The following is a 12,365-nucleotide window of genomic DNA, read 5'->3' as shown; positions in this document are numbered from 1 at the left end:
TCTTATGACAAACTGCACAAATTGCCAAGCACCTTTAGAAGCTGAAGCGAAATTTTGTACAAGCTGTGGCACCAAAACATCCGATACTGGTGAGATAGCTGCTGCCAGTACAACGACAGAAGCTGCTCAGAATGCTTATTTAGAGCAAAGCAAGGAAGTAGGAAAACAATACTTTTCCTTTGCTAAGTCAGCATTAAAACATCCATATCAATTTTCTGCTCACCTTGGGCAAAATAATATGATCAATGGCCTTATTTCAATGATTTTATACTCAATTTTGTTGCCACTCTTTCTCTATAATGTACTTCGTAAAATGAGTATGGGCTTTATGCCTCTTTCTTTTTCTGATATCGTTTTTATGCCAGCTATCGTCTCGATTATCATGCTCCTCATTCTAGCAGCCATTATGCTCGGAGTAGCTAAGCTGATGAAGGTTGAAGTAAATTATAAAACCATTATTGCTCGTTTCGGAGCATTTATGACGATTCCAACAGCTATTTTAATTGTAGCCAACATTCTTATTCTTGTATCTATCATTACTTTTAGTGTTCTTTTAGTAATTCTTGCTTCACTCGGCTACTTTGTGGCAATCGCTGTAACCATTTTCTCGCTTCATAGAGAAAATAACGGAGGACTTGATACCTTTTATGGCATTTTCCTTACCTATGTCGCACTTGGTTTCTTGTCCTACTTAGTGAGCGAAAGCATTCTAACAGATTTAGTTGAACGAATGACATTTATGAACTTCTTTTAATAAGTAACATTCATGAACGCATAAGGAATTCCGGGCTGAAAGCGTACAAAGATATTTTCTTCCATAGATAAATCTAGAGGGTACTGAAAAAGTTTGGTTTTAACTTTTTCGGTACCCTTTTAAGTAATGGAGGCCCTCGCTTATTTTGCTCGCTTAATATGAGTGGTTTTCTAGTAACAAGCGAGCAACGAGTGAAGCCATTGCTAGGCAAATCAAAAGTGAGAAACTAGTACGGAGCGACACGAAAAAGAGTGACATAGAGAGAATGGCGGAATGAGGAATCACATATAGCGCGTGATCAGAAGCCACATCGTAGTTTCTTGCTTCTTCTTCCTTTTATAATCGCTCTAGTAATTTTTCATGCAGTAATTGAATTTCAGCTTCCGATAATCCAATTGCCTTTGCCATATAATTGTAAACATTTCCATAATCACGATCAATCTTAGTGAAAAAAGCTTCAATGTATTCCATACGAGCTTCAAGCATCGCCTCAACCACCTTAGCATCTAGCACTTTGATATGCTCATGATCATGAGAGGCTAAGCTTTTCTTTAAGCGATCTGATGACCGATTCGTATATAAATAATCCTCTACAATGATGTCTCTTGGGACATTTAGGACACTTAAAATAAGAGCAGCCATCACTCCGGTACGATCTTTCCCTGCCATACAATGAAATAGAACGGCTCCTTCTTCTTCTAATAACACATCAAATACCTTTCGATACGCCGTTGTATAAACGGTCATTTTCTCATTTAATTGCGTTAATACATCCCCTGGCTTTGATAGCCTTGCAACAAATTCTTCCGTTAAATCAAGTGCTTGACGATACTCTTCATCCCCATTATTCGGAATGACAGGAACATGATACGACTGAATGAATTCCATCAATGGGGTCGGAAATCGTTCTAGTTCATCTTCCGCACGCAAATCACAAATCGCTGTAACTCCTAACTGCTGCACTTGTCTCATATCTTGTTCGTCTAACATACTTAAATTTCCCGACCGAAAAACCTTTCCCCATTTCACTTTTCGTCCATCCGTTGTTTCATAGCCACCTAGATCACGAAAATTAAATGTTCCCGTAAATTCTATTAATCGATTTGTTTGCTGTATATTCATTCTACCACCGCCATTTATGTATGTTTTAATTTCATTTTCAGTCGGTTGGATACAAATTCAACACTAAATACCATGACAAAGATAACGAGTGCGACAAAGAACGCTTGATCAAAGCGATATAGCCGCATCGCGTGCATCAGCTCCCAGCCAATTCCACCAGCACCAACCGCACCTAGTATCGTAGACTCAGCAATGTCGCCTTCAAAACGCATAATGCACCAAGCTAGCAATGCTGTCATAACGGTCGGAATGACACCTTGGATAACGACTGCAAACCAATTAGCCCCCGTAGCCTGCATCGCCTCAATCACACCATGCTCAACCTCTTCAATCGATTGAGCAAAAACTTTAATCAGCATTCCGATCGATCCAATCATTATCGCTAAAATACCTGGAAAAGGGCCCATTCCTACGGCAACGATAAAAATAAGAGCCCAAATTAACGTTGGAATGGCTCGTACAAGTGAGGCGAACCCTTTTAGCAGCCACGAAATCGTTCGGTGTGGTGTTAAATTATCTGCTGCTGGAAAGGCTAGCCCAAACCCAATAATAATCGCAAGGACACATCCGACAATCGCCACTTGAAGCGACTCTAACGCTGCTGCTAACACTTCTCGCCAATAGGTGAAATCAGGTGGTACCATGATTGTCAACGTTTGGAGAAAGGTCCAAACACCCGAAAACAATCTACCGTAATCAATACTTAATTGATACAACGAGAAGAAGAAAAAAAGTATAGCACCTATAAGTACGATCCTCATAAAGCGATTTTTCTTTTCACGCTGACTTGTTTTATTTAATTCCTTATGAACGACGATATCTCCTCTCATATAATTCGCTCCCTAATTTGATTTGTCAGCCATTCAGTCATTAGCACAATAAATAGAATGAGAATAACGCCCATACATACTTGACCATATTGGAAAAGCTTAATATTTGATTGAATGACAAAGCCTAGCCCTCCACCGCCAACCATTCCGATGATCGTTGAAGCACGAACATTAATTTCTAGCATGTATAACGTCCATCCGAAAAATCCCGGTAAAAATTGTGGCATCACACCTTGTGCTAATACTTGAAAATAGTTCGCACCTGTTGCCTTAACTGCTTCTAGCTGACCCATATCAATTTCCTCAAGCACCTCTGCAAATGCTCGCGTTAGCGCTCCAACTGAAACGATAATTAAAGATAACGTTCCAACTAACACCCCAAGACCAAAAGAAGCTGTTAGAACAATTGCCCAAATAAACACAGGAATATTTCTGAATAGCGAACTAAATCCCCGCATGAATATTTGTACACTTGGATGTGGTGACGTCGTTGCAGCTGCCAAAAAAGCTAAGCCAGTTGCGATGATCGCTCCAATAACCATCGCCACAAAGCTCATGTAAATCGTATCAAGCGCCGGAGGAATTAAGCTTACTAGTACAGAAAAATCAGGTGGAAATAAATCATACATAATAAACGAAACAGCTTGAGTCGCTCCTGAAAAAAGGGACGGGATAGAAAAGCCTGTTTCAAATGCAGACCATATCGTTAACAGTACAAGGACAACCACAAAACCCCAAAGGAGCAAGTTCTTATTACGCTGTACTTCAAGAAGGTGTTCCTGTTTCACGAAGCCATTTCCTCCTTCTGTTCCTTACTTCCACGATATATGCGCTCAATGATCGCATCCGTTAATTCCTCTGGACGCCCATCAAATACTTTCTCCCCTTTGTTAATTCCGATAATACGAGTCGCATATTTCTTCGCTACATCAACTTGATGTAAATTGCAAAGACAAGCTATCCCTTCTTCTTTGCAAATAGAGTAGAGCTGATCCATCACAATTTCTGAGGAAACCGGATCAAGGCTCGCAATTGGTTCGTCAGCTAAAATGAGAGATGGCTTTTGTGCAATAGCACGTGCAATCCCTACACGTTGCTGCTGACCACCACTTAGTTCATCAGCACGCTTGTATACTTGTTCCCCTAAGCCAACACGCTCCAATAGTCGAATCGCTTCATCCTTATCCTCTTTTGAAAAAAGACTTAACACCGCTCTAAATGTATTCATGTAACCTAACCGACCATGAAGAACGTTGCGCAAAACAGAGGAACGCTCAATTAAATTAAACCGTTGAAAAATCATCCCTACCTCACGACGGTGCTTCTTTAACTGAGCTGCATTCGCACCCACAACCTCTTGGCCTTTAAATACCAGCTCACCAGCTGTTGGCTGAACAAGACGATTAATGGAACGTAAAAGTGTGCTTTTCCCAGCTCCACTCGGACCGATAATGACAATAAATTCACCATGATGTAGCTCAAAGCTAATATCCTGAAGCGCCGTTGTACCGTCTGAATATACTTTTGATAGCCGGTTAATTTCTAATAATGCCATAATGATCGCCCCCTTAATTCAACATCTCTTCTGGTGACATATTTAATAGCTCCGCTGTTTCACGAATGACATCGAAATCACTATCTTCAACTGGGAAATAGCCTTTCATTCCCATGATCTCAAAATATTCTGGGTTCTTCTCATGATAGGAAAGAGCAAAATCTCTCATTTTTTCAACTAAATCTTCCGGTAGACCATCTCTATAAGCTAAAGGGCCTCCAGGGATTGGATCAGTTGTTTGAATAACACGAACATCACTTGGATCAAACAAGCCTGATTCAGCAAACATCTCCACACAGAATTCACAAACCGCCGCACCGGCTGCATCTCCATTCGCAATCGCTAAAATCGATTTATCATGACCTCCAGAATACGCAACACTATTGAAATAGCCTTCTAGCTGCTCATTTTCAATACCTAATTGTGATAGCATAGAAGCTCTCGGGAACAAATGCCCTGAAGTAGAAGCTGGGTCAACAAACAGGAAATCCTCTCCTTCTAACTCCTCTAACCTTTCAACAGGCGAATCAGCAGGTACAATAATGACACTATGATACATCGCAGATTCTTCACTTTCTCCTAATATTGCTAAAGGCAGTGCCCCACTTCGCTCAACGGCGATAATATACCCAAACGGCCCATAATTTGTCAAATCAATTTGTTCTGCCCGCATCGCTTCAATCATCATGTTGTAATCTTGACCCTCAAACATCTCGACTTCAATTCCTAACTCTTCTGCTAAATCCTCAGCAAAGGCACTTGATGAACGCGCCATATTGTTGTCATCCTCTGTTGCCATCATTCCCATTCGTAATGTCGTTGGCCAACCATTTTCGTCCACCTCTCCCGCGCCCGAACCTTCCGAACACGCTGTAAAGATCAATAGCACTGTCATCCATAACAACATGAAACCTACTTTTTTCACCACAATCCACCATCCTTATAGTATTAGGATACAAAGTTGTATACAACCTTGTATATAACTAAAGGATATCAGCATATTGTAAAGCTTCTATAAAGGAGTTATTCAAAAGTCGTAAAGGTTTTGTAAAACAAGTTATAGGACACAACTATTTACAATGAAAGGAAAGGAACGCTATGATAGAAAATAAGATGATCATTAAAATTGGATTTAATGTAGAAAGTTGGAGATGAACATGCAACCACTTGAAGATAAAGCATTTGATTTTCTAAAGGAGCGTTTAATAAATGGCGAATATATGCCTGGTACACTTCTATCTGAAAATGAATTAGCCAAAACATTAGCAATGAGTCGAACTCCTGTCAGAGCAGCGATTTCCCAATTAGAACGCGAAGGCTTTTTAGAAACCGTTAAAAATCGTGGTATATTAGTACGTGACATTTCCTATAAGGAGTTTCTCGAAATTTTTGAAGTGATTTTTTCTTTTCAACATTATCAATTTTATTATCAGGAACCAGAAGACCTTCATATTGATGTACAGCAATTGAACTATCATTTGAAAGAGCAATATACATGTACGAGCAACGAAGATTATTTAGGCTATACAAAGCATTCACTTTCATTTTTACACACTATGATATCTGGGACGAACAACAAAGAAATGCTCAAAGTGATTGACGGCTTTTTTGATAAAATCATTCGGTTTGCGATCGTCAATTATATCCGTACCCCCCATCAAAGCCATTACTCAGCAAATGAAACGAATCAAAAGCTTGTAGACGCTTTAGAAAAGGGAGATTTTAATCAAATTAAGCAATTACTACATACCTATTATGAAAGGGTGAAAGCACGTTTCGGATGAGAAAAGACGCGGTAATAGCGTTGTGTTGAGCCGGTTATAATAGCTTATTTTTTCTGAGGATAGAACCTCCCACGAGTTCCTACATCCTCTCTTTTTATATGTTTTTCATGGATGTATAAACTCTGATTCTATAAAAAAGGTGCCCTATGCTACAATAAGAGAGTTCTCTTACATACATATGAAAAACAGCAGGAGTGATTTTTTGAACAGACATATTTTTATACCTTTTTTATGGATTGTTATTCTTTTTATGAGCGGTTGTGTAAAGGCTGAGTACCATATCATCTTTCATGATGACGGCTCAGCAGAGATCGAGCTTTTTACAGGGATAACAGAAATGATGGCAGGGCTCATGGAAAGCGAGGGTTTACATGACGAACAGCTTTTTGAAGAGGGCTATACACTTACAGAAGAATCCATTAACGGCTATCGTGGAATAAAAGCTAATAAACGCTTTACTTCATTTAATGATATAGAGCTTCCTATCTCAAATGAGGAATTACCTACAATCTTTCGTATTCAGGAGCAAGCCTTTAGCTACGAAGTTAATTTTTTACTAGAATGGATTGGACATGATCTTTCTGGGCAGCCTCAGTCTGAGAACCCATTATTAGAAGGTCTTGATGAAGCAATGGTAGAATCATTTGATTTAACGTTTCAGGTAACACTACCAGATGCGTTCAAGATTCATCATCATAATGCTGATCGAATGGACGATCAAACACTCATTTGGCAGTTATCACTTCATACCGATCAAACGGTTGAACTAAATGGGGAGTTCTCTAAGCCCATCCCTTACCTAACAATTATAATAGCAATCTCTATTCTTATTATTCTCGTTATTCTAACCATCACTGCGAAAATAAAAATTATACAACTAGCGTCTTTTTCTCTATTTATGATTGCTCTCATTCTCTGTGGGTTTATCAGTTATCAAACATGGTTTAACTCCGCCCATTACGAAACAATTGAACGCTCTATTTCAGCAGGTAATCAAGGATTCGAGCAGAATATTCCTGTTGAGAATCAACCTACTTCGCAAGAGAATGAGGCTTCTACTGAAGAATCTATGAATGAAGTTGAACAAATAAACCGAGAGCGGATTCTCGATCCACATTTTTTAAACGATGCTAGCCGAGGGGAAATAAACGGTATTCACACGAAAATCGGAGCCCCCATTAGTAGTGTAATCGATGCCATGTGGGGACTGCCTGTCGAAGAGCGCCCAACTGAAGGTGGCTATTATTTAATGTATGATGAATGTGCTTGTGGATTAGGTGTAGGCTATGATTATCATGAATGGCCAAATATGCCAATCTCTACTATATACTTACCGTTATCGATGAGTACAAATGAAATTAAACAAGCTCTAGGACCACCATATGAGGAAGGCTATAGTGAGCTTGATGGTCTGTATTACCTTTATTATGAAGCAAATGAGTACCGACTATTCTTTACGAGTGATCCTTATAATGACGACCAGGTTCGCTCCTTACAATTAAGGTAAACTCACTCTCATTCTATTGATAGATCAGAAGAACTAAAGAGGCATTCCAAAATGTATAAAATAACTTTGCGAATACCCTTGGACGAATGGTGACGTAGCGTTAGTGAAAGGAGGACTACAAGCATGGAAAAATATGCGATAGTAACAGGTGCTTCAAGTGGATTCGGCCTCCACATCACGATCGAACTAGCAAAGGCTGGATTTACCGTTGTCGCGACAATGCGCAATCTATCAAAGCAGCATATCGTACATGAGGTTATCCAAGACTCTCAAATTCTTGAACGAATTCGCTTTACCGAGCTTGATGTCACCAACTCCCTTTCCATTCAAGAGTTTCAAGACTTCATTCAATCATTATCGCCTATTGATCTATTAATTAACAATGCCGGCTTTGCCCAAGCCGGCTTTGCTGAAGAGTTAAGTATTGATGCCTATCGTCAGCAATTTGAAACGAACCTTTTCGGCGTTATGGCTATTACTCAAGTTATACTTCCGCACATGAGAACGAATAGAAAAGGAACCATATTAATGATGAGTAGTATTAGCGGCCAGATTGGCTTTCCCGGGTTGTCGGCTTACGTTGCTTCAAAGCAAGCGTTAGAAGGCTATGCAGAGAGCCTCCGGCTAGAGCTTGCTCCTTACAACGTACAGGTTGCTCTAATAGAGCCTGGCTCCTATCAAACAAACATTTGGTCGTCAGGACTTGCCAACATACGAACACATGAACACTCACCTTATCAACGTACACTTGCTATGCTCAAGCAACATGTTAAAAAGGCTTCTCCAGCATATGGAGATCCAAAAGAGGTCGCTCATCTAGTCGTCAAATTAGCTCGTGAAGAAAGGCTAACAAGACTTCGCTACCCTATTGGCAAAGGTGTTCGCTTAACCGTTTTCATGAAACACATACTCCCGTGGTCCATATGGCAAAAGCTCATTTTAAAGAACATCTTTAAGAGTTCTTAGCATACAGCAGGATTTAGACAGTTCGCCTAGAAATGAAAGATGTAGTACGTTTCAAGGGGAGTGATTACACATTCATGTACACTAAATGGCTCCTACTTATGATATGGTCTCTTTTTGTATTTATTTTGTATTGTACAAGTAGCTTTACATTATTCATTTCTGATGGAGTTATTCGTTTTTCTTTCGTTGTTCCTGATTATTCTGAGTTCTTGGAGCCTTATGCCTTATCTCGTCAAGAACCTTTTTTGACCATCCAAAAAATCGGACATTTTGTATCCTTTTTCGTATTAACAGGCTTATTATATACATGTTTAAAAAAATGGAGAATAACACTTATCATTTGCTTTTCACTTAGCATCGCTCTTGAATTAATACAGCCGTTCTTTAATCGTGATGGTCGAATACTTGATATTTTCGTAAACCAACTAGGTATTATCAGCTTTGTGATGCTGTTTATGATCATTAACAGCAGGGGAAATAGGATGGCAAAAGAATAAGATAAAAGGATTGTTTCTTTTACAACGCAAGGAGGAATTTGATGATTTATCAATTAAAAATAACGTTATCTCATATAAAACCACCCATTTGGCGTCGCATATTAATTGATAGTGAGAGCACATTCGAAGACTTAGATGAGCTAATTCAAATGATGTTTGATTGGGAGGACATGCATCTACACCAATTTGAAATGAGGAAGACGAATGGACAACGCACTACAACATTCATTGAACCAACTACTCCAGATGATGTAACAGATAATTTCCAGCTATATTTTTCTCAATTTGGCGCATTCAATCCACCTTTAAATACTGAAAACGAGCGCTTAAAGACACATTTCAAAAAAGAGAAAGATCGTTGCATTTATACATATGACCTTGGTGAAGATTGGCAGCACGAGATTATTTTAGAGAAGATCGTTCAACCCCAGCCTGAAATCGAATACCCTTATTGTGTCAAAGCCATGCGTGCTGCACCTGGCGAAGATCCTTTTAGTGAATCCATTCAGGGTGAGCTGAATAATGAAGAGTTACGTGAGATGATTAATATTCAATTAGCCGAGCACACTCATATTTTAAATGAAATCGCTTCTGAACATGCTCATCAGAATAAAGAGGCTCACTTACTCGATTTAACACAAACATTTAACCAATTGGCTCTATGGGAATTCCTAAATGATGATCAAATTATCGTCATTTGGGTTCCGATCATACAGGACTATGCTTATTGCTCTGTGCTAGGGGCAATGAAGGAAGAGTTTGGCCTCGCATGCTATTTAGGAAATGATGGACTAAAAGCATTACATTCTACATTAAATGGTGAATTTCATCATCATGAAGCGATTTTATTCGAGCAACGTTCAATCCTATTGTCTCTATGTGATCGTAACGAGCTTGAACCTGAGGACCATGAGTTTATCAAAGCACAAAATGCCTCGTTCCGTGGTAAGAAGCAATGGCCTATGTTTCGTAGCTTCAAGCCAGCCTATTACCCTTGGTTTATCAATGATGAGGAAATTGATATCTTAAATGGATTGCTAGAACAAATGATTGAACTTGCACCTTTTATTAGACAAAACAAATATAACATTCCAACTGCGTTTGAAGGGCCTTGGTTCACCCGTAAGCTCGATCAAAATCAAATGTGGTATAACGCTTATATTGAACCATCATTAGAGAATCCAATCAAACAGCCTGCCCATTTATTTATTAATGAACTTGACCTAATGCGAGTGAAAAAGCTCAAGGTGGCAGATGTAACGCTTGAAATTGGTTCCTTCTTTGCATCAGAGCCTGTTCAAAGTGAAGAGGATGACCGACCTTTCTTTCCATTTGTTGTCATTGCTATGAATAAACAAAACGGAATGATTACCTTTATTGAGTTGCTTCAACATGATAACTTGGAGGAAAATCTACAGAAGCTACTGTTAAAATTGATACACCAGCTTCTAAGCATCCCTAAACAAATTGAGATTGAATCGGAGCCATTACATCGAGCTCTCACCCCTCTTATAGCGCATTTACCAATTATGATGAACCATGTAGAAGCATTAGTTCACTTGGAAGATGCAAAAAAAATGGTGCTTTCATCAATGGAGCACTCGTGATGAAGTAAGCTCGATCTACACTGAAAGCTCTTCTCTTCCAGTGTATCTACCTCACGTTCATAAAAAGAAAAAGAAGCTGTGACAAAAGTGTATCCCAAAGCGAACTGGAAAAGTTTGCTTTTTAACTTTTTTGTTCCCCGTAAGCATCTGCGAAACCGTTGCTTTTTTAAAAGATTGGTACGAGTGGTGTTTCTCGTATCAATCGAGGAACGTGTGAAGCGATTGCTTGTCAGTTCAAAGAGCACTGAATAAGTACAAATCAACTTTTTCAGTGCTCTCTTTTGCTTAATTTTCAATCTTTACAGGGTCAGAATAGTCGAGCCCTTTCACATCTACAACAACACGAGACATACGCTGTTCTTCAATTGGACGATCTTGCGCCCCTGTTTCAACTGCTACAATTTGATCAACAATATCCATTCCACTTATCACTTGTCCAAATCCCGCATAGTCACCATCGAGGTGGTCCGCTTGATCTACCATAATAAAAAACTGTGACCCCGCCGAATCAGGATGCTGTGAACGAGCCATCGAAATGACTCCACGTTCGTGCACAAGTTCATTTTCAAAGCCATTTGAGGAGAATTCACCTTCAATGGAGTAACCAGATCCACCCATTCCTGTTCCTTCGGGGTCTCCACCTTGAATCATAAACCCAGGAATAACTCGGTGAAAAATTAAGCCATCATAAAAACCACTCTCGACTAGCGCAATAAAATTCGCAACCGTATTTGGTGCGACCTCAGGATAAAGCTCAATGACGACCTCGCCTCCGGTTTCCATCTCAATAGTCACAATCGGATTATCCTCATCTGACCAATCCCCTGTAATTGATTTATCATGGCTATGAGGCTCATTGCTTGTCCCACATCCTACTAAAAACAACAAGAAAATGATCATAAGAACTCGTACGAATATATTCACATTCATTCACTCCATCTCTCATATTCTTAATCACTATTATACAAGAGAATTATTACACGCGAGGGCACTAAAAAAGTTTAGTTTTTACCTTTTTTAGTGCCCTTTATCATTAGCTGTCAAATACCTTTCAAACAGCCAAACCTAGCTAGCCTTTCTTCATTTCCTCCAACCGACTATTCATTCTTCTAGGTATCTCCTCAAACACCTCAGTCCAAGAACGAAATAGTACATCTTTTAACTCGAAATATTCAAATTTCAACGACGGAGTGAAACGAAACCTCTTCATATATTGCTTGATCAATTGATTCGTATTTACATTCTGTTGAAATACCTGTTCATGTTTATAGAAGAATGGAACGGTTAAACCGTCCTGACCTGCACCTTCATCTGTACATGTCATCACATCCGGAATGAAATGGAAGAATTGCTCATCTGGAAAGAAAGCATGTTTTCCAGGCTGAGAATACAGCTTCACATGTGTGTTGTTAACAAGATTTCTTCGGTCAGGAAACAGACCTTTGAAATAGCGACCGTGAAAGCTCGCCTCACAATCAAGCACATCTTCCTCCTTACTCACATACACCCACACGTGCTCAAGCTCGTATAAATGCTGAATGTCAAAGTCGAAGTAAATCGCATATTCGATAATATGGTCTAGACGCTCATCATCAAATATAAAAGAACGCCGAAAGGAAGGAGAGACTTCACCCTTTCTTATTTCCGTTACACCAATCATACATGGAAAAAAGGGCTCTTTCTTATCAAAATAAAGATGTGGTGCATATTTCAATGCATGCTGAAGATTCATTACATTCTCAC

At 39.3% G+C, this 12,365-nt stretch carries 13 protein-coding genes; 6 read left to right on the top strand and 7 right to left on the bottom strand.

Annotation, left to right across the window (positions count from 1 at the left end; genetic code table 11):
• Positions 1-4 precede the first annotated feature (4 nt).
• Positions 5-754, top strand: a complete 750-nt coding sequence (locus tag MW695_RS02395; RefSeq protein WP_247102751.1) for a zinc ribbon domain-containing protein — start codon at positions 5-7, stop codon at positions 752-754.
• A 336-nt stretch (positions 755-1,090) separates the two neighbouring features.
• Here the strand turns inward: MW695_RS02395 and MW695_RS02390 are convergent, their stop codons facing one another.
• Genes MW695_RS02390 through MW695_RS02370 form a run of 5 tightly spaced genes read right to left on the bottom strand, consistent with a single transcriptional unit; the run spans position 1,091 to position 5,189 of the window.
• Entirely contained in the window at positions 1,091-1,876 is a 786-nt protein-coding gene (locus MW695_RS02390; RefSeq protein WP_247102747.1) for a tyrosine-protein phosphatase, read from the bottom strand.
• A 14-nt stretch (positions 1,877-1,890) separates the two neighbouring features.
• A complete protein-coding gene (gene phnE / locus MW695_RS02385; RefSeq protein WP_247102744.1) occupies positions 1,891-2,706 on the bottom strand; it encodes a phosphonate ABC transporter, permease protein PhnE in 816 nt (271 codons plus the stop codon).
• Positions 2,703-3,494, bottom strand: coding sequence for a phosphonate ABC transporter, permease protein PhnE (gene phnE / locus MW695_RS02380; protein ID WP_247102740.1), 792 nt, complete (start codon positions 3,492-3,494; stop codon positions 2,703-2,705). Before phnE (MW695_RS02380) ends, phnE (MW695_RS02385) begins: the two co-directional genes overlap by 4 nt.
• A complete protein-coding gene (gene phnC / locus MW695_RS02375) occupies positions 3,491-4,261 on the bottom strand; it encodes a phosphonate ABC transporter ATP-binding protein (protein WP_247102732.1) in 771 nt (256 codons plus the stop codon). The genes phnE (MW695_RS02380) and phnC overlap by 4 nt, the downstream gene beginning before the upstream one ends.
• A gap of 13 nt (positions 4,262-4,274) precedes the next feature.
• A complete protein-coding gene (locus tag MW695_RS02370) occupies positions 4,275-5,189 on the bottom strand; it encodes a phosphate/phosphite/phosphonate ABC transporter substrate-binding protein (RefSeq protein ID WP_247102729.1) in 915 nt (304 codons plus the stop codon).
• Between the two features lie 229 nt (positions 5,190-5,418).
• On the opposite strand from MW695_RS02370, the gene MW695_RS02365 reads away from it, so the two are divergent.
• The 5 genes from MW695_RS02365 (at position 5,419) to MW695_RS02345 (ending at position 10,622) form a co-directional block, all read left to right on the top strand.
• Complete coding sequence (locus MW695_RS02365) at positions 5,419-6,045, top strand: GntR family transcriptional regulator (protein WP_247102727.1); 627 nt, start codon at positions 5,419-5,421, stop codon at positions 6,043-6,045.
• A 202-nt stretch (positions 6,046-6,247) separates the two neighbouring features.
• Positions 6,248-7,552: a hypothetical protein gene (locus tag MW695_RS02360; protein ID WP_247102724.1), complete on the top strand. Its 1,305-nt coding sequence runs from the start codon at positions 6,248-6,250 to the stop codon at positions 7,550-7,552.
• Positions 7,553-7,675: 123 nt separating this feature from the next.
• On the top strand, positions 7,676-8,518 hold the full coding sequence (locus tag MW695_RS02355; protein WP_247102722.1) for an SDR family oxidoreductase: 843 nt from the start codon (positions 7,676-7,678) through the stop codon (positions 8,516-8,518).
• Positions 8,519-8,550: 32 nt separating this feature from the next.
• Positions 8,551-9,015: a VanZ family protein gene (locus MW695_RS02350; protein WP_247102718.1), complete on the top strand. Its 465-nt coding sequence runs from the start codon at positions 8,551-8,553 to the stop codon at positions 9,013-9,015.
• Between the two features lie 41 nt (positions 9,016-9,056).
• Positions 9,057-10,622 carry a plasmid pRiA4b ORF-3 family protein gene (locus MW695_RS02345; protein ID WP_247102711.1) on the top strand — a complete coding sequence of 522 codons (1,566 nt, stop codon included), beginning with the start codon at positions 9,057-9,059 and terminating at the stop codon, positions 10,620-10,622.
• Between the two features lie 285 nt (positions 10,623-10,907).
• Here MW695_RS02345 and MW695_RS02340 read toward each other — a convergent pair whose 3' ends face one another.
• Positions 10,908-11,552, bottom strand: a complete 645-nt coding sequence (locus MW695_RS02340; RefSeq protein WP_483299837.1) for a peptidylprolyl isomerase — start codon at positions 11,550-11,552, stop codon at positions 10,908-10,910.
• A 139-nt stretch (positions 11,553-11,691) separates the two neighbouring features.
• On the bottom strand, positions 11,692-12,354 hold the full coding sequence (locus MW695_RS02335; RefSeq protein WP_247102704.1) for a hypothetical protein: 663 nt from the start codon (positions 12,352-12,354) through the stop codon (positions 11,692-11,694).
• Between the last annotated feature and the right edge of the window lie 11 nt (positions 12,355-12,365).

The sequence above is a fragment of the Halalkalibacter sp. APA_J-10(15) genome (genome assembly GCF_023017105.1).
Classification (GTDB): Bacteria; Bacillota; Bacilli; order Bacillales; family Bacillaceae_D; genus Halalkalibacter.
Note: the sequence above shows the minus strand (reverse complement) of the source record. Positions and strands in the feature narration are given on the sequence as shown.